Origin of the sequence: Pseudomonas gingeri (genome assembly GCF_013385635.1) — a bacterium.
Taxonomy (GTDB): domain Bacteria; phylum Pseudomonadota; class Gammaproteobacteria; order Pseudomonadales; family Pseudomonadaceae; genus Aquipseudomonas; species Aquipseudomonas gingeri_A.
The window spans coordinates 78,697-96,668 of sequence record NZ_JACAPR010000008.1 but is presented as its reverse complement, the minus strand read 5'-3'; the positions used below and the strand labels follow the sequence as shown (position 1 = coordinate 96,668).

Annotated in this window: 14 protein-coding genes; all 14 read left to right on the top strand. The window is 62.3% G+C overall.

What is annotated here, in order from left to right:
* Nucleotides 1-44: 44 nt before the first annotated feature.
* Nucleotides 45-830: a flagellar basal-body rod protein FlgG gene (gene flgG / locus HX851_RS36720; protein ID WP_177060328.1), complete on the top strand. Its 786-nt coding sequence runs from the start codon at nucleotides 45-47 to the stop codon at nucleotides 828-830.
* A 53-nt stretch (nucleotides 831-883) separates the two neighbouring features.
* Nucleotides 884-1,579 (top strand): flagellar basal body L-ring protein FlgH, encoded by a 696-nt coding sequence (gene flgH, locus HX851_RS36715; RefSeq protein ID WP_177060331.1) that lies wholly within the window; start codon nucleotides 884-886, stop codon nucleotides 1,577-1,579.
* Between the two features lie 12 nt (nucleotides 1,580-1,591).
* Nucleotides 1,592-2,701, top strand: a complete 1,110-nt coding sequence (locus HX851_RS36710; protein ID WP_177060333.1) for a flagellar basal body P-ring protein FlgI — start codon at nucleotides 1,592-1,594, stop codon at nucleotides 2,699-2,701.
* 13 nt (nucleotides 2,702-2,714) lie between these two features.
* Nucleotides 2,715-3,983, top strand: coding sequence for a flagellar assembly peptidoglycan hydrolase FlgJ (gene flgJ, locus HX851_RS36705; RefSeq protein ID WP_177060505.1), 1,269 nt, complete (start codon nucleotides 2,715-2,717; stop codon nucleotides 3,981-3,983).
* 11 nt (nucleotides 3,984-3,994) lie between these two features.
* Nucleotides 3,995-6,055 (top strand): flagellar hook-associated protein FlgK, encoded by a 2,061-nt coding sequence (gene flgK / locus HX851_RS36700; RefSeq protein WP_177060335.1) that lies wholly within the window; start codon nucleotides 3,995-3,997, stop codon nucleotides 6,053-6,055.
* Between the two features lie 13 nt (nucleotides 6,056-6,068).
* Nucleotides 6,069-7,646, top strand: a complete 1,578-nt coding sequence (locus HX851_RS36695) for a flagellar hook-associated protein 3 (RefSeq protein ID WP_177060337.1) — start codon at nucleotides 6,069-6,071, stop codon at nucleotides 7,644-7,646.
* Nucleotides 7,647-7,761: 115 nt separating this feature from the next.
* The gene (locus HX851_RS36690) at nucleotides 7,762-11,358 is read left to right on the top strand and encodes a glycosyltransferase (protein ID WP_177064788.1); all 3,597 of its coding nucleotides are present in this window, start codon (nucleotides 7,762-7,764) and stop codon (nucleotides 11,356-11,358) included.
* A gap of 276 nt (nucleotides 11,359-11,634) precedes the next feature.
* Nucleotides 11,635-12,408, top strand: coding sequence for a glucose-1-phosphate cytidylyltransferase (rfbF, locus tag HX851_RS36685; RefSeq protein ID WP_177064790.1), 774 nt, complete (start codon nucleotides 11,635-11,637; stop codon nucleotides 12,406-12,408).
* Nucleotides 12,390-13,472, top strand: a complete 1,083-nt coding sequence (gene rfbG / locus HX851_RS36680; RefSeq protein ID WP_177064792.1) for a CDP-glucose 4,6-dehydratase — start codon at nucleotides 12,390-12,392, stop codon at nucleotides 13,470-13,472. Before rfbF ends, rfbG begins: the two co-directional genes overlap by 19 nt.
* Nucleotides 13,469-14,029, top strand: coding sequence for a dTDP-4-dehydrorhamnose 3,5-epimerase family protein (locus HX851_RS36675; RefSeq protein ID WP_177064794.1), 561 nt, complete (start codon nucleotides 13,469-13,471; stop codon nucleotides 14,027-14,029). Before rfbG ends, HX851_RS36675 begins: the two co-directional genes overlap by 4 nt.
* Nucleotides 14,026-15,252, top strand: a complete 1,227-nt coding sequence (locus HX851_RS36670; protein ID WP_177064796.1) for a class I SAM-dependent methyltransferase — start codon at nucleotides 14,026-14,028, stop codon at nucleotides 15,250-15,252. The genes HX851_RS36675 and HX851_RS36670 overlap by 4 nt, the downstream gene beginning before the upstream one ends.
* On the top strand, nucleotides 15,249-16,115 hold the full coding sequence (locus tag HX851_RS36665; RefSeq protein WP_369680884.1) for an NAD-dependent epimerase/dehydratase family protein: 867 nt from the start codon (nucleotides 15,249-15,251) through the stop codon (nucleotides 16,113-16,115). Before HX851_RS36670 ends, HX851_RS36665 begins: the two co-directional genes overlap by 4 nt.
* Nucleotides 16,105-17,175: a class I SAM-dependent methyltransferase gene (locus HX851_RS36660; RefSeq protein ID WP_177060351.1), complete on the top strand. Its 1,071-nt coding sequence runs from the start codon at nucleotides 16,105-16,107 to the stop codon at nucleotides 17,173-17,175. Before HX851_RS36665 ends, HX851_RS36660 begins: the two co-directional genes overlap by 11 nt.
* Before the next feature lie 20 nt (nucleotides 17,176-17,195).
* Nucleotides 17,196-17,930, top strand: coding sequence for a cephalosporin hydroxylase family protein (locus tag HX851_RS36655; RefSeq protein WP_177060353.1), 735 nt, complete (start codon nucleotides 17,196-17,198; stop codon nucleotides 17,928-17,930).
* Nucleotides 17,931-17,972: the final 42 nt, after the last annotated feature.

Sequence of the window (17,972 nt, the reverse complement as noted above, 5' to 3'; positions counted from 1 at the left end):
ACCACAACGTAGCGCCGTAAAACAGGCGCGCGAAGGAGAACAGAATGCTTCCGGCACTATGGGTTGCAAAAACAGGTTTGGCGGCGCAAGACACCAACCTGACCACCATTTCCAACAACCTGGCCAACGTCTCGACCACCGGCTTCAAACGTGATCGCGCCGAATTCCAGGACCTGCTGTACCAGATCAAACGCCAGCCTGGCGCCCAATCGACCCAGGACAGCGAACTGCCGTCGGGTCTGCAACTGGGTACCGGTGTGCGGATCGTCGGCACGCAGAAGAACTTTGCCGCCGGCAGCCTGCAGACCACTGATCAACCGCTGGACATGGCGGTCAATGGTCGTGGTTTCTTCCAGATCCTGCAACCGGACGGCACCACGGCCTACACCCGTGACGGTACTTTCCACCTGGACAACACTGGCCAGATCGTCACCGCCAGCGGCTTTGCCCTGGAGCCGGCGATCGTCATCCCGAACAACGCCCAGACCTTCACCGTGGGCAAGGACGGCACCGTCTCGATCACCGTCGCCGGCAACCCGGCTTCGCAAGTGATCGGCAACCTGCAGACCGCCGACTTCATCAACCCGGCCGGCCTGCAGGCCGTGGGCGGCAACCTGTTCCTGGAAACCGCCGCCAGTGGCGCGCCGCAGGTCGGTACGCCGGGGCTCAACGGTTTCGGTACTACCGAGCAGAGCACCCTGGAAACGTCGAACGTCAGCACCGTGGAAGAGATGGTCAACATGATCACTACCCAGCGTGCCTACGAAATGAACTCCAAGGTGATTTCCACCGCCGACCAGATGCTCTCGTTCGTCGCGCAGAATCTGTAATCAAGTCTATGAGGCGGCCTGAGGGTCGCCTGCAACACCATGAGGTAAGGGTCATGAATCGGTTGTTTTCTGTTCTCGCGCTGAGTGGGATTGCTGCGCTGGCGGGGTGTGTGAGCCCGCCGCCCAAGCCCAATGACCCCTACTATGCGCCGGTGTTGCCGCGTACCCCTTTGCCGTCGGCAGCGAACAACGGTTCGATCTACCAGGCCGGCTTCGAGCAGAACCTGTATGGCGACCGCAAGGCATTCCGGGTCGGTGACATCATCACCATCACCCTGAACGAGGCGACCCAGGCCAGCAAGAACGCGACCTCCAACCTGTCGAAGAAAAGTGCCACGAATATAGGCCTGACTTCGTTGTTTGGCAGCACGCCCAACACCAACAACCCGTTGGGCAGTGGCGACCTGAGCCTGAGCGCCGGCTACAGTGGCACCCGTGCCACCGACGGCTCGGCCAAGGCCGGTCAGAGCAACAGCCTGACCGGTTCGATCACCGTCACCGTGGCCGATGTGTTGCCCAACGGCATCATCGCGGTACGTGGCGAGAAGTGGATGACCCTCAATACCGGCGATGAACTGGTACGGATTGCCGGTCTGGTCCGGGCCGACGACATCTCCACCGATAACACTGTTCCATCCACCCGGGTGGCCGATGCGCGCATCACCTATTCGGGGACCGGCTCCTTTGCCGATACGAGCCAGCCGGGTTGGTTCGACCGTTTCTTCCTCAGCCCGCTCTGGCCTTTCTAGGTGCCGATGACCATGTTCAACTTCAAGCATCTGATGGCGGCTGTGCTGCTCATGTCTACCGCTCTCGGTGCGCAGGCCGAGCGCTTGAAGGACATCGCCAGTATTTCCGGTGTGCGTAACAACCAGTTGATCGGTTACGGCCTGGTGGTCGGCCTCAACGGCTCGGGTGACCAGACCACCCAGACCCCGTTCACCCTGCAGACTTTCAACAACATGCTGTCGCAGTTCGGCATCAAGGTGCCGCCGGGCTCCGGCAACGTGCAGTTGAAAAACGTCGCGGCGGTATCGATCAGCGCCGATCTGCCGGCGTTCGCCAAGCCGGGGCAGGTGGTGGATATCACCGTCTCGTCCATCGGTAACGCCAAGAGCCTGCGTGGTGGCACCCTGTTGATGACGCCGCTGAAAGGGATCGACGGTAATGTCTACGCCATCGCCCAGGGCAACCTGGTGGTGGGGGGCTTCGATGCCTCGGGCGCCGACGGTTCGAAGATCACCGTCAACGTTCCGTCGGCCGGTCGTATTCCCGGTGGCGCTTCCGTCGAACGTGCGGTGCCGAGTGGTTTCAACCAGGGCAACAGCCTGACCCTGAACCTCAACCGTTCCGACTTCACCACGGCCAAGCGCATCGTCGACAAGATCAACGACATGCTCGGCCCTGGCGTGGCACAGGCCATCGATGGCGGTTCGATCCGGGTCACCGCGCCACTGGATCCGAGCCAGCGCGTCGACTACCTGTCGATCCTGGAAAACCTTGAGGTCGATCCGGGGCAGGCGGTGGCGAAGGTCATCATCAATTCGCGTACCGGCACCATTGTGATCGGCCAGAACGTCAAGGTCTCGCCGGCGGCGGTGACCCACGGCAGCCTGACGGTGACCATCACCGAAGACCCGATCGTCAGCCAGCCGGGCCCGCTGTCCAATGGCACCACGGCAGTGGTCCCGCGTTCGCGGGTCAATGCCCAGCAGGAAGCCAAGCCGATGTTCAAGTTCGGTCCGGGCACGACCCTGGACGAGATCGTCCGGGCGGTGAACCAGGTGGGGGCGGCGCCAGGCGACCTGATGGCGATCCTCGAAGCCTTGAAGCAGGCCGGCGCGCTGCAAGCCGACCTGATCGTGATCTGAGGCCGTTTCCATGGTGGATATTCGCAAGAGCGGGATCGTCAGTACCAGCGACTCGGGGGCCTATACCGACCTCAATCGCCTGAACAACCTGAAGGTCGGCGATCGCAACAGCGACGGCAACCTGCGCAAGGTCGCGCAGGAATTCGAGTCGCTGTTTCTCAGCCAGATGCTCAAGTCCATGCGTTCGGCCACCGAAGTGCTGGGCCAGGACAATCCGCTCAATACCCCGGCGGCCAAGCAATACCAGGAAATGTATGACCAGCAACTGGCGGTGACCATGTCCCGCCAGGGGGGTGGTATCGGTCTGGCCGACGTGTTGATGCGCCAGATGTCCAAGGAGAAATCCACCCGGCCATCGGACAGCGGGCTCAAGGTCGGACCGCCTGCGGGCGCGGTCGAGACTCCGGTCGAGACGCCGATTGCCGCGGGCACCACGACAGCGACGCCGGGGTCGCCGTTCCTGCGTTCCAACGGCCAGCACGCGTTGTGGGCGTCGCGAGTGGGTACCCACAACGCGACTGACGGCACCCTGCGCAACGATGTGGCAAAACTCAATTCGCGGCGCCTGGCGTTGCCGAGCAAGCTGGCCGATCGCCTGTTGGCCGGGCTGGTCCCGTCGGTCGATGGCGCCCAGGCTGCACAGGCCAGGAACGTGCTGCCGCAACGGAGCCCTGCCGGCGGCGACACCGTGGTCAATGGTGACTGGCTTGCCGTACCGACCGGGGGGATGCAGGTCTATGGCCGTGCCATGGCCCAGCCGCCGCTGGCGCCGGCCAGGCGTGCGTTCAGTTCCCAGGATGAATTTGTCGCGACCATGCTGCCCATGGCGCAGCAGGCGGCCCAGCGAATCGGTGTCGACCCGCGTTACCTGGTGGCCCAGGCGGCCCTGGAAACCGGCTGGGGCAAGTCGGTCATGCGCCAGCAGGACGGCAGCAGCAGTCATAACCTGTTCGGCATCAAGACCGGCAGCAGTTGGCAGGGGCCGCAGGCCCGGGCGATCACCAGCGAATTCAGGAATGGGCAGATGGTCAAGGAGACGGCGGACTTCCGTTCCTACGCCTCTTACCAGGACAGCTTCCACGATCTGGTGACGATGCTGCAAAGCAATAATCGCTATCAAGATGTGCTGAAGTCGGCCGATAACCCAGAACAGTTTGTACGTGAGCTGCAAAAGGCCGGGTATGCAACCGACCCGGACTACGCCAGCAAGATTTCGCAAATAGCAAAAACGATGAAGAGCTACCAGAACTACGCTGCGGCGGGCGCTTCCACGAATTTATAAGGTCATGAATCATGAGTCTGCTCAATATCGGGATGACGGGGTTGAACGCGGCCAGCTCGGCTCTATCGACTACCGGCAACAACATTGCCAACGTTGATACCGCCGGTTATTCGCGTCAGCAAACCGTGCAGAGCTCGGGGGCCTCGCAGAAGTACGGCAATGTCTTCATCGGCACCGGTACCACCCTGGCGGATGTGCGTCGGGTCTACAGCTCGTACCTGGAATCGCAGCTGCATACCGCGACCTCGCTCAACAGCGATACGTCGTCGTACCTGGCCCAGGTCACTCCGACCGACTCGATGCTGTCCGATACCAACACCGGTATGACCGCCTCCTTGCAGAAGTTCTTCACTTCCCTGCAAGCGGTTTCGGCCTCGCCGACCGACGATCCGTCCCGTCAGAGCGCATTGAGCAGCGCCAAGGCCCTGAGTGACAAGTTCAACACCATCGCCAAGCAACTCAACGACCAGAACACCGGGATCAACACCAACCTGGCGGACATGGCCGACCAGGTGAACAAGCTGGCGTCCAGCATCGCCGGCTACAACGACCAGATCTCGCGGATTTCCCCCTCCGCCGGCGCGCCCAACGACCTGATGGACAAGCGCAACGAGGCGGTCCGTCAACTGTCCGAGCTGGTCGGCACTTCGGTGACCGAGCGTGGCTCCAACTACGATGTCTACCTCGCCAACGGCCAGCCGCTGGTCATGGGCAACAGTACGAACACCATATCGGCGGTGCCGAGCAAGGACGACCCGAGCCGTTCCTCGCTGCAATTGAATCGTGCGTCGAGCACCATCGATATCACCGATTCGGTGACCGGTGGCGAAATGGGCGGCCTGATCCGTTATCGCAACGAAGTGCTGAACCCGGCGCTGAACGAACTGGGGCGCGTGGCCCTGGTCGTCGCCGACCAGATGAACAAGCAGAACGCCCAGGGTATCGACAAGAACGGCAACTTCGGTTCGGCGATCTTCAACGATATCAACAGCGCGGCTCTCGTCAGCCAGCGCAGTATCGCCAAGTCGACCAACAATCCGGCGTCCGGCAACCTGAACGTGAATATCAACGACACCGGCGCGTTGACCACCTACGACTACCAGGTGACCTTCACCAGTGGTACGAACTACTCGGTCAAGCGTTCCGACGGCACCGACATGGGCAGCTTCAGCACGGCCACCACGCCGCCGCCGGTCATCGATGGTTTCACCCTGAATCCCAATAGCGCCACGCCGATGACCGCGGGCGACAGCTTCAAGATCACCCCGACCCGCAGCGGCGCCAGCGATATCCAGACGGTGATGACCGACTCGAAGAATATCGCCGCGGCCGCGCCCCTGACCGGCGTGACCAGTGCCAACAACGGCGGGACCTACACCCAGCCGACCCTGGTTGATCAGTTGGGCGGCTCCAATGCGACCAACAATGCGCAACTGCAGGACGCGATCAAATACGGGACACCGGCCAAGATCGTCTTCGGTGCCCCGGGTACCGGGGCCGCGGCGGGCACCCAGAGCTACACCCTGACCGACGCCAAGGGCAATGTCATGGGCACCGGCACCATCGTACCGGGCCAGAACAACACCCTGAACCTCAAGGTCAACATGGTGGACTCCTCGGGTAACCCGGTGATGGACACTACCGTCACGCCCAACGTGCAGAAGACCTTCACGGTCCAGACCACGGTGGGCGGCAATCCGAAAGCCGGCGAAAGCTTCACCATGTCCATGACTGGCGCCGGTTCCTCGGATAACCGCAACAGCACCGCCCTGGTCGGCCTGCAGACCAAGAAAACCGTCGACACCGGCACCGCGAGCGGTGGCATCAGTCTGTCGGACGCCTACGGCAAGCTGGTTTCCAATGTCGGTACCAAGGCGGCCACGGCCAAGTCGGACAGTGATGCGACCACCACGGTACTGACCAACGCCAAGGGCGCGCGAGACTCTCTGTCCGGGGTCAACCTCGACGAAGAAACCGGCAACCTGGTCAAGTACCAGCAGTACTACACCGCCTCGTCGCAGATCATCAAGGCGGCGCAGGAAACTTTCAGCACGCTGATCAACAGTCTTTAAGGAGTCGTAATTCATGCGCATTTCCACCGCCCAGTATTACGAAACGACCGCTGCCAACTATCAGCGTGGCTACAACGACACCCTCAAGAGCGCCGCCGAGGCCAGCAGCCTGACCAAGGTCAACACCGCTGCCGATGATCCGGTCGGCGCCGCTCGGCTGCTGCAACTGGGCCAGCAAAGCGCCGCGCTAACTCAATACGGGACCAATGCTTCCGCACTCAAGACCCAATACAGTCAGACCGAGACGGCGCTGGACTCGATCCAGACTGCGATGCAGCGCGCTCGTGAGCTGGCGGTGGCTGCCAACACCGGCAGCAAGACCGATGCCGACCGCAAGGCCGCAGCCCAGGAACTCGGGCAGTTGCAGCAGACGATTCTCGGCCTGATGAACAGCCAGGACTCCAACGGCAACTACCTGTTTGGTGGCTCGAAGACCAATACTGCGCCCTATACCGCCAATGCGGACGGTACCTACAGCTACAACGGTGACCAGTCCACCTTGAGCCTGCAAGTCGGCGACAATCTGTCGCTGGGTAGCAATATCACTGGCTGGGAAGCCTTTCAGCAGTCCATAAACACTGCTCGGACGAACGTCACCATGACCGCCCCGGCAGTTGACGATGGTCGTGTGAGCCTGTCCAACGGCCAGGTCAGCAACAGTGCGACCTATGATGCCAAGTTCGCCGCGGGCCAGCCTTACACCGTGACGTTCCTCAGCAGCACGCAGCTGAAGATCACCGACGCCGGCGGCAATGACGTGACCTCGGAGGCCAGCCAGAACGGTGTCATCAACAACAGCAACGGTGCCAACCAGACGGTGAATTTCCGTGGCATCGACCTGGGTCTGAACATCAACCTGAAGTCCGGTGATGTCCCGGACACGGTGATCGCCGGCCATACCTTCACATTGTCGGCGCAGCCGGACACCTTCAATACCTCGCGTAGCGCGGGCAACACCTCGACATCGGTGATCACCGGCGCGACCACGACCGACCAGGCGGCCTACACCAGCACCTTCCCGAGTGGCGGGGCGATCATCAAGTTTGGTGCCGGCGGCGCCTATGACCTTTACGCCGCGCCGATATCAGCGGACAGCAAGCCGGTGTCCTCGGGTACCATGCCCGCGCCGCCGGCGGCCCAGACGGCAACGGCCGCGGGTGTCACTTTCACCTTCAGCGGTGCGGCATCGGCCGGTGACCAGTTCATCGTCCAGCCCAACAATCACCAGACCCAGAATATCCTCGACACCCTGGGTTCGATGATCAATGCCCTGAATACCCCGAGCGACGGCATTCCGACGGCCCAGCAGAAGCAGTTGGCAACGATGAATGCGGGGATCAGTAATATCGACAGCGCGATGAACCAGGTGGGCAGTGCGACTACCACTGTCGGTACGCGTGGGTCGGCGATGGATGTACAGGCAGCGACCAACGAGAGCCTCACGCTGGCCAATACCAGCAGCCAGCAGGCGATCAGGGACTCCGATCCGGCCGAGGTGATGACCCGCCTGACCCTGCAGCAGACCATGCTGCAGGCGGCTCAGTTGGCGTTCAGCAAGATCAGCCAGCTCGGTCTGTTCAACAAGATCTGAAGACGGTGGGCGCGCAAGCGCCCTCCGGTTGTAACTGTCGTCTATCGATCGCTGCATTCAGTGGTCCCAGGGGCTCTCCCGACCGGGAGGGTTCCCGTCGCTCGAGAACCTCGCCGTGAACCCTATCCCGCTTGTCAGTATCGTCATTCCCGCCTTCAATCCACGGTTTTTTGCCAAGGCCTTGAACAGTGCCCTGGTCCAGGCGTATGGCAACCTCGAGATCATCGTGTGCGACGACAGTCGCGGCGATGAGATCGAAAAAGTGGTGCGTTCCCTGGAGGAGCAGGCAGGGATCACCATTCGGTACGTGTCAAACCCGCAGACCCTGGGGGTTGTCGAAAACCTCAAGGCTGGCCTGGGGTTGGCGCAGGGCGAGTACATCAAGTTTCTCTGCGACGACGACCAGTTGTTCCCGGGTTGCATCGAGCAGCAGGCGCAGCAGCTCACCGAGCACGCAGACGTCAATCTGGTATTGGTGCAGCGCCTGTACTGGGACGCCGATGACCTGCAACTGCCGTCCCGTCTTGAGAACAGCCCGCTGTCGCCGGTTTCCGGCGTGTTCAAGGGTGAGGATCTGCTGGGCATCTGCGAGAGCTTTCCCGCCAACTTTTTCGGTGGTTTGAGTTGTGCCCTGTTTCGCCGTTCGGACCTGCTGGAACTGTTGCCGGCGTTGACCCAGCCCGGACATTGCTTTGTCGCCAGCCTGGATTTTGCCCTTTATGTCTGCCTGCTGCGTCGCGGCAACCTGGCGGTGCTCAACGGCGTTCTCAGTGTCGAGCGCCTGTATCCAGAACGCTGGAGTCGTCAGCAAACCCAGTTGGATGCCGCTGAGGTCGAAAGGCAGTGGCTGATGCAGATGCTCAAGGCGCGTAGCGGCGAGCCCGCTCCTGCACCGGGCTGGATCCGTTATGTGCAATTGGCGAAGGCCGATACGTTGCCGCGGGACTGGGAAGAGCTGCCCTTGAGCCGGACCCTGGGTACCAAGCAGACCACGCAAAACTGGCGCGTCGGTATTGCCAGCGAAAGCTTTGCACAGCTCTACGGCGAATGGCTGGCGTGCCGGGTGCTGAGCGAGGCGCAGCGCAAGCTGCTGCCGGACAATCTGGCCGGATGGTCGAGCCGACCGAAAATCGTCCCCGTCGTACTCGACGAGCAGGGCAGCAGCGCTGCCCTGGGGATAACGCTGCAGAGCCTTGAGGCTCAACTCTATGCGCCCGAGCTGACGCTGGTGTTGTCCAGCGCCTGTACCGAACCCGCATTGGATGGGCGGGTGTTCCGGCTGCCCTTGCAGGATGATTGGCAGCAACAGGTCAACGAGTTATTGCCGCAACTCGATGGCGTCGAGTGGTTTTATCTGTTGCGCGCGGGCGATCGCCTGGTCGAGTCGGCGCTGTTGATAATGGCTGAACGCATTTCGATATTGCCCAATGCGCGGTGTTTCTACAGCGATGAGGGCGGGCTGCGCGAAGGTGAATCGGTGGAGCCGGTGTTCAAGCCTGACTTCAACCTGGATCTGCTGCGTGGTTATCCCTATGTCGGGCGCACCCTGGCTTTCCAGCGTGAGGCTTTCCTGGCGCTGGGCGGGTTCGATGCGCTGCATGGAGAACTGGCGCCTCATGATGTGATCTGGCGCCTGGTCGAGGAGGAGGGGACCCGTGCGGTCGAGCATGTCGCGGAGGTCCTGCTGGAGTCGGCCTTTGCCTTGTCCAACTGGCTGTCGTTGCCGGAGTTGGTCGGTCTCAATCGGCAAGTGGTACGAGCGCACCTGGACAGGATGGGGATTGCCCACGAGATCCAGTCTGGCGGTGCGAGCCTGATCAATCGGGTCAACTATGTGCATGAGGGTCGGCCGCTGGTGTCGATCATCATTGTCAGCAAGGATCATTGCGCGGCGCTTCAGCGCTGTGTCGAGAGTCTGCTCGAAAAGACCGCCTACAGCGAATATGAGTTGCTGCTGGTGGATAACGGCAGCGAAAGCGCCGAAGCGAAGGCCTGGTTCGGCGCGATGGTGCAACTGGGCAGCGACCGGGTGCGGGTGCTGGAGTATCCCCGCCAGGGCAATGCGGCCGCCGTGCGCAACTTTGCCGCGCAACAGGCAGTGGGTCAGTACCTGCTGATGCTCAATCCGTTCGCGGTGATCACCAATGGCCAGTGGCTGGATGAGATGCTGCAGCAGGCCCGGCGTCCTGAAGTCGGTGTGGTCGGGGCCAAGCTGTTCAGTCCTGACGGGCGGGTGCTGCATGCCGGCCTGATTCTCGGCCTGCGCGGTCCGGCCGGCCTGCCCTTCTACGGTGAGCTGATGCATGCAAGCGGCTACATGTACCGTTTGCAGGTGGTCCATGACCTGAGTGCCGTCGGCTCCGATTGCCTGATGGTACGCAAGGACGTCTTCGAGGCCGTCGGCGGGCTTGATGAGGCGCATTTTGCCCAGACACTCAACGACGTGGATCTGTGCCTGCGTGTTGCCCGGGAGCATTACCTGGTGGTCTGGACGCCTTACGCCCAGGTAGCCCTCGGTGCGCTGCCGACGGTGACGCTCGAGGAAGACGAGCAGGCCTCGCGAGTCCAGGAGCAGGAGACGTTCTACCAGCGCTGGCTGCCTGTCGTTGCGCGCGACCCGGCCTATAACCCGAACCTGACCCTCGATGGCCTGGGCGGCTCCAGCTTCAGTCTTGAGCCGGGACTGCGCTCAGGCTGGACGCCGTTTGCCGGTCGCCACCTGCCGGTGATCATGGGGCTGCCGGTAAACGCTTCGGCCATCGGGCATTATCGGGTGACCCAGCCGCTGATCGAGCTGGAGGCGGCGGGTCGGGCGGTAGGGCGGACCTATTACAATCTGCCTTCGATCATCGAGGTGGAGCGTCAGTCGCCTGACGTGATCGTCCTCCAGGGGCGTTATGCCGAGCAGCCGATCAACGAGATCCATGGCTTGAAAGCCTACAGCAATGCCCGGCGTATCTATGAACTCGATGACTATGTGATCAATGTGCCCCGCAAGAACGGGCATATTCGCAATCTGCCGGGCAGCGCGGATATGGAGAACCTGGTGCGCCGCGGAATCTCGCTGTGCGACCGGGTCGTGGTGTCGACGCCCTCGCTGGCCGATGCCTTGTCGTCGATGCATCACGATATCCGTGTGGTGCCGAACATGCTGGCGACGCATATGTGGCAAGGGCTGGTGAGTCGCCGGCGAACCTCGGCCAAGCCGCGGGTCGGCTGGGGCGGTGGTACCAGTCATGCGGGCGACCTGGCGATCATCGCCGACGTTGTCCGGGAACTGGCCAGCGAAGTGGATTGGGTGTTCTTCGGCATGTGTCCGGAAGAGTTGCGTCCCTACATGCATGAGTTCCATGGTGTGATCGACCTCGGCATCTATCCGGCCAAGCTCGCCAGCCTGAACCTGGACCTGGCGCTCGCGCCACTGGAATTCCACATCTTCAACGACTGCAAGAGCAACCTGCGTCTGCTGGAGTACGGTGCCTGTGGTTACCCGGTCATTTGCACCGATACCCGGGCCTACGACGGTTATCTGCCTTGTACCAGGATCAAGACCAACACCACGGATGAATGGCTGCAAGCTATCCGTATGCACCTGTCCGATCCCGACGCCAGCTACCGCATGGGCGATGAGCTGCGCGAGACGGTGTTGCGCGACTACATGCTGCGCGGCGATAACCTGCGTTACTGGGAAAACGGCTGGTTGGCCGACTGATTCCCGCTCTTACGCATCCTCCAGACCCGTGGAGTCGGCTGCCGGCTCCACGGTTTCCCTTTCTCGCGGATAGCCCGTAATCGACCCCTAATGTTGTGCCGGAAGTCTGCCTCCTGGAGCTGGCGCGTTTCCTGCAAGACCCTCTTTATATCGCCATAAATCGTGCATTCGACGGCGTGGCCAATTGGTCCGGCGCTGTTTCAAGCGATTTGACCCGGCAGTCTGGGAAGTCCGACAGGGCCTCAGCCCGCCCTGTGACGAACAAGAGGGGACAAGATGAAGGCAGTTATTCTGGCGGGTGGCCTGGGCACGCGGATCAGCGAGGAATCGCACCTCAAGCCCAAGCCGATGATCGAGATCGGCGGCAAGCCAATTCTCTGGCACATCATGAAGCAGTACTCGGCCCACGGTATCCACGACTTCGTGATCTGCCTGGGGTACAAGGGTTACGCCATCAAGGACTTCTTCGCCAACTACTTTCTGCACACCTCAGACGTCACCTTCGACATGTGCAACAACCGCATGGACGTTCACCAGAACTACAGCGAGCCATGGCGCGTCACCCTGATCGACACCGGTGAGGAAACCATGACCGGCGGCCGCCTGCGTCGCGCCGGTCGTTACCTGGAAAACGAAGAAGCCTTCTGTTTCACCTACGGCGACGGCGTCTCGGACCTGAATATCGGTGCGCTGGTGGATTTCCACCGTAGCAGCGGCAAGTTGGCCACGGTCACCGCTGTGCAACCTCCGGGACGTTACGGCGCGTTGGAGCGCGATGGCGACATGGTTCGCGGCTTTATCGAAAAGCCCCGTGGCGATGGTGGCTGGATCAACGGCGGATTTTTTGTCCTGTCACCCAAGGTCTTGCCATTGATCAGCAGCGACACCACGGTATGGGAAGCCGAACCGCTGATGGGCCTGGCCGCCCAGGGGCAGTTGAATGCCTTCCAGCATGATGGTTTCTGGCATCCGATGGACACCCTGCGCGACAAGAATCACCTGGAGCAGTTGTGGCAGAGCGGGGAGGCCCCATGGAAGCAGTGGGACTGAGCCCGGCTTTCTGGCGCGGCAAGCGGGTCCTGCTGACCGGTCATACCGGCTTCAAGGGCAGTTGGCTGGCGCTGTGGCTGCAAAGCCTGGGCGCCGAGGTCAGCGGCTTTGCCCTGGCACCGGCGACCGAGCCGAACCTGTTCGAACTGGCCCGGGTGGGCGAGGGCATCAATGACCGGCGCGGCGACCTGCGTGACCTCGGCGCATTGCTCGAACTGATCGCCGAGACCGAGCCGGAAATCGTCCTGCACCTGGCCGCGCAGCCACTGGTGCGCGAGGCCTATCGCGACCCGCTCGGTACTTACTCAAGTAATGTCATGGGCACTCTCAACCTGCTTGAGGCGATTCGCCAGGTCGGGGGGGTGCGTGCCTGTGTGCTGGTGACCACCGACAAGGTCTACGCCAACCAGGAGTGGGCCTGGCCCTATCGGGAAAACGAGGCCTTGGGCGGCCATGATCCCTATAGCAGCAGCAAGGCCTGTTGCGAGTTGCTGGCGCAGTCCTACGTTGCCTCCTTTTTCCCCGCCGCGCGCTACGACGTGCATGGCCTGGCGGTGGCGACCGCGCGGGCCGGCAATGTCCTGGGCGGCGGTGACTTTTCACCGGAGCGCTTGATTCCCGATGTGCTCCGGGCCTGGTCGGCGGATGAGCCGGTGACCTTGCGTTATCCACAGGCTGTGCGCCCCTGGCAGCATGCGCTGGAGCCGCTGGCCGGCTACCTGCAACTGGCCGCCGCGCTTTATGAGCGCGGGCCGGAATTGGCCGGGGCCTGGAACTTCGGGCCCGGCGAAGACGATATGTGCAGTGTCGGTGACGTGGTCGGGCGGCTCGCCGAGCGCTGGCCCCAGGCCCCGGGGCTGCGGGTCGAGCCGAGCGAACTGCATGAAGCCGGGCTGTTGCGCCTGGACAGCAGCCGTGCGCGGCAACTGCTCTGCTGGCAACCGCGCTGGTCGTTGCAGCAATGCCTGGAACACACCCTGGACTGGCACCTGGCGTGGAAAAACGGCGCAGACATGCGTGCCGTGACCCTGGGCCAATTGGGTGTCTATCGGGGGACGCCGTGAGCGAGTTCCTGATTCGTGCCTTGCCCCTCGAGGGCCTGTTCAGTGTGCAGCACAAACGTCATGCCGATCAGCGCGGACAATTTTCCCGGCTGTTTTGCGAAGGCAGCCTGAGTGCCTTTGGCCAGGCCTTTCACGTTCGCCAGATCAATCATTCCTGCACCCGCGAGCGCGGCAGCGTGCGCGGCCTGCATTATCAGAATGCCCAGGCCCCTGAAGCCAAGCTGATCACCTGCCTGCGGGGAGAGGTCTGGGATGTCGCGGTGGACCTGCGTCCGGACTCGGCAACCTTCCTGCACTGGCACGCCGAGCATCTGCGCGCCGGTGACGGTCGCAGCCTGTTGTTGCCCGCCGGCTTTGCCCACGGCTTCCAGACCCTGAGCGACGACGCCGAACTGTTGTACCTGCACAGTGCCGACTACGCGCCGGACTGTGAGGGCGGCCTGTCGGTACTCGATCCGCGCCTGGCGATTGCCTGGCCCGAGGCTGTCAAAAATCTGTCGGCCAGGGATGCGGGTCATCCACTGCTCGACGCGTCTTTCCCTGGAGTGCGTCTATGAACTGCCGAGGTTGCGGCACCCCCCTGGTCTTGCCGTTGATCGATCTCGGCACCTCGCCGCCATCCAATGCCTACCTGCGGGCCGACCAGTTGGAGCAGGCCGAACCCTGGGTGCCGTTGAAAGTCGCGGTGTGCCAGAGTTGCTGGCTGGTACAGACCGAGGACTACACCCGCGCCGATATGCTGTTCGACGCCGACTATGCCTACTTCAGCTCGTTTTCCAGCACCTGGCTGGCCCATGCCGAGCGGTATGTGGCCGAGATGGTCGAGCGCTTCGGGTTGAACCGCGACAGTCGCGTGGTGGAAGTGGCCGCCAACGATGGCTACCTGCTGCAGTATGTGGCCGGGCGCGGCATTCCCTGCCTGGGGGTCGAACCGACCCGCAGCACCGCCCAGGCGGCGCGGGACAAGGGCCTGGAGATCCGTGAGCTGTTCTTTGGTCGGGACACCGCGTTGCAGTTGCGCGAAGAGGGCTGGGCGGCCGACCTGATGGCGGCCAACAATGTGCTGGCTCATGTGCCGGACATCAACGATTTCCTCCAGGGCTTCGCGACCCTGCTCAAGCCGGCGGGCGTGGCGACCTTCGAGTTTCCGCACCTGCTTGCCCTGATGGCCGGGCATCAGTTCGATACCCTGTATCACGAGCACTACTCCTACCTGTCGCTGACCGCGGTGCAGGCACTGTGCGCGCGCAACGGCCTGGAAATCTTCGACGTCAGCGGCTTGCCGACCCATGGCGGTTCGCTGCGGGTCTTCGTGCAGCGTGCCGATGGTTCGCGGCGTGCGGTACAACCGTTGGTTGGACAGGTGCTGGAAGCCGAACTGGTCACCGGCGTGAAAAAGCCGGAGTTCTACGCGACCCTGGCGCCGGCCGCCGAACGCATCAAGCACGGCCTGTTGCGTTTCCTCTTGCAGGCCAAGGCCGAAGGCAAGCGCGTGGTCGGCTATGGCGCGGCGGCCAAGGGCAATACCTTGCTCAACTATGCCGGGGTCAGGCCCGACCTGCTGGCCTGGGTGGCCGATGCCAACCCGCACAAGCAGGGCAAGTTCCTGCCGGGCAGTCGGATTCCCGTGGTCTCGCCCGAGCGTATCGAAGCCGAGAAACCCGACTATGTGCTGGTGTTGCCGTGGAACCTGCTGCAGGAAGTCAGTCAGCAGCAGGCGGTTGTGCGTGAATGGGGCGGGCGTTTCGTGGTCGCCGTGCCCGAGTTGACGGTCCTGTGAGCGGCCTCAAGGTGCTGGTGACGGGGGCGACCGGTTTTGTCGGTCGCCACCTGGTTTCGGCCTTGCTGGCGCGCGGACACAGGGTCCGTGCGGTGGCTCGCGATGCGCAGAAGGCGCGAAGCCTGCCGTGGATCGATGACGTGGAATTTATCACCGCCGATGTGCATGCCGTCGGACTGGACGTGGCCGCGCTGACCGACGGTATCGATGTCCTGGCTCATCTGGCCTGGCCGGGCTTGCCCAACTATCAGGCGTTATTCCACTTCGAACACAATCTGTTCGCCGATTACCGTTTTATCAAACAGGTGGTCGAAGCCGGCGTCCCCCAGGTACTGGTGACCGGCACCTGCTTCGAATACGGCCTGCAGAGCGGCCCCCTGAGTGAAGCGGTGGCACCTCAACCGAGCAATCCGTATGGCCTGGCGAAGAACAGCCTGCGCCTGTTCCTGGAGACGCTGCGCGAGCAGGTACCGTTCAATCTGCAATGGGCACGGTTGTTCTATCTCCATGGCGAGGGGCAGAACCCCAACAGCCTGCTGGCCAGCCTGGACCGTGCCATCGAGGCCGGTGACAGCCATTTCAACATGTCGGCGGGCGAGCAGTTGCGCGATTACCTGGCCATCGAAGTGGCGGCCGACTACCTCGCACGGCTGCTGGAGCTACGGGATTTTTCCGGTGTGATCAATTGCGCCAGCGGCCGGCCGATAGCGGTCAGGACCCTGGTGGAGCAGCGCCTGCGTGAACGCGGCGCGTCGATTGCGCTGAACCTGGGTCACTACGGTTACGCCAGCCATGAGCCCATGGCGTTCTGGGGCGTGGCCGAGCGGCTGCAACAGTTACTGGGAGGCGAACATGGCGCATGAGTTGTATCGGGCAAGCGATCTGCCCGTCCTGCAAAACCGCACCTTTGCCGACGTGGCATCCGCCAGGGCTTCGGCCTGTGCCGATATCGTGCTGGTGCAGGATGAGGTCAGCGGGCTGATCTTCAACCAGGCCTTCGACGCCGGCAAGCTGAGCTACGACAGCGATTACCAGAACGAACAGGCCCACTCCGGCCAGTTCCAGCAGCACCTGAACGATGTGGAGGGCATCATTGCCCGGCACTTCAAGGGGCAGAGCCTGATCGAGGTCGGCTGCGGCAAGGGTTATTTTCTCGAACTGTTGCGCGGCCTGGGGTATGCCATCACCGGCATCGACCCGGCCTACGAGGGTAGCAATCCGGAGGTGATCAAGGCACCGTTCACCCGTGGCCTGGGCCTGGCGGCCGATGCCCTGGTGCTGCGTCATGTGCTGGAACATATCGCCGACCCGGTCGTATTCCTTGCTGCAATGGCCGATGCCAACCAGGGCGGGCAGATCTATATCGAGGTGCCGTGCTTCGACTGGATCGTCGAGCATAGTGCCTGGTTCGACCTGTTCTACGAGCATGTCAACTACTTCCGTCTCGACGACCTGCGTCGGCTGTTCGGCACCGTGCACGAGGCCGGTCATCTGTTTGGCGGGCAGTACCTGTATATCGTCGCCGATCTTGGCAGCCTGCGCCTGACACCGACGGCGCCGGTGGTCCGCCAGCAGTTGCCGGACAACTTCACCGCCAGCCTGGACAAGGCCATCCGCATTATCCGCGAGGCGCCCGAACAGGGTTCCTGTATCTGGGGGGCATCGTCCAAAGGCGTGATCTATTCGTTATTCCTGCAACGGGCAGGTGTAGCTGTCGACCAGGTGGTGGACATCAACCCGGCCAAGCAGGGGCGTTACCTGCCACTCAGCGGCGTCCGCGTGTCGTCGCCGCAAGAAGCCCTGGAGACCTTGCCCGAAGGTGCCAACCTGTTTGTGATGAATTCCAATTACCTCGAAGAAATCAAGCGCATGACGGGTGGACGCTACGTCTACCACGCCGTTGACAGCGCCTCCTTTCAATGAACTTTTGCCGAGACCGAACAATGACCAATACCGCTATGCAAGCTTTCGAAGCCGAATGCCAAGCCGAAATCGCCGCCCAGGGCCAGGATGAAAAACTCCAGGGCCTGGCCCGCGAGTTCTTCAACGAATCGGCCAAGCACAAGTACAGCTACCACTTTTCCTGGATGGGTCGGCCGATCATCCAGTTGCCCCAGGACATGATGGCGATGCAGGAGATCATCTGGCAGGTCAAGCCGGACCTGGTCATCGAGTGCGGTATTGCCCATGGTGGCTCGATCATCTACTACGCCTCGCTGCTGGAACTGCAAGGCCATGGCGAAGTGCTGGGTATCGACCGCGACATTCGCCCGCACAACCGCGAAGCCATCGAAAGCCATCCGATGAGCAAGCGCATCAGCATGATCGAAGGCTCGAGTATCGAGTTGTCGACCGTCGAACAGGTGCGCAAGGCCGCCGAAGGCAAGCGGGTGATCCTGGTCCTGGACTCCAACCATACCCACGACCATGTGCTCGAGGAACTGCGTCTCTACGCACCGCTGGTGTCGGTCGGCAGCTACTGCGTGGTGATGGACACCGTGGTCGAAGACATGCCTCCGGAGTTCTTCCCGGATCGTCCATGGGGTCCGGGTGACAACCCGAAGACCGCGGTCTGGGCCTACCTGGAAGAAAATCGTGATTTCGAGATCGACAAGCAACTGGAGAACAAGCTGCTGGTCACCGTTGCACCGGACGGCTACCTGCGTCGGGTTCGCTGAGTAACAACATCATCCTGGGTTCACGGGTCGATTCGGCTGTTT

Coding starts and splice junctions, on each gene's coding strand:
- flgG (WP_177060328.1), top strand. CDS start 45: ATGCTTCCGGCACTATGGGTTGCAAAAACAGGTTTGGCGGCGCAAGAC.
- flgH (WP_177060331.1), top strand. CDS start 884: ATGAATCGGTTGTTTTCTGTTCTCGCGCTGAGTGGGATTGCTGCGCTG.
- HX851_RS36710 (WP_177060333.1), top strand. CDS start 1,592: ATGTTCAACTTCAAGCATCTGATGGCGGCTGTGCTGCTCATGTCTACC.
- flgK (WP_177060335.1), top strand. CDS start 3,995: ATGAGTCTGCTCAATATCGGGATGACGGGGTTGAACGCGGCCAGCTCG.
- HX851_RS36695 (WP_177060337.1), top strand. CDS start 6,069: ATGCGCATTTCCACCGCCCAGTATTACGAAACGACCGCTGCCAACTAT.
- rfbF (WP_177064790.1), top strand. CDS start 11,635: ATGAAGGCAGTTATTCTGGCGGGTGGCCTGGGCACGCGGATCAGCGAG.
- rfbG (WP_177064792.1), top strand. CDS start 12,390: ATGGAAGCAGTGGGACTGAGCCCGGCTTTCTGGCGCGGCAAGCGGGTC.
- HX851_RS36670 (WP_177064796.1), top strand. CDS start 14,026: ATGAACTGCCGAGGTTGCGGCACCCCCCTGGTCTTGCCGTTGATCGAT.
- HX851_RS36660 (WP_177060351.1), top strand. CDS start 16,105: ATGGCGCATGAGTTGTATCGGGCAAGCGATCTGCCCGTCCTGCAAAAC.
- HX851_RS36655 (WP_177060353.1), top strand. CDS start 17,196: ATGACCAATACCGCTATGCAAGCTTTCGAAGCCGAATGCCAAGCCGAA.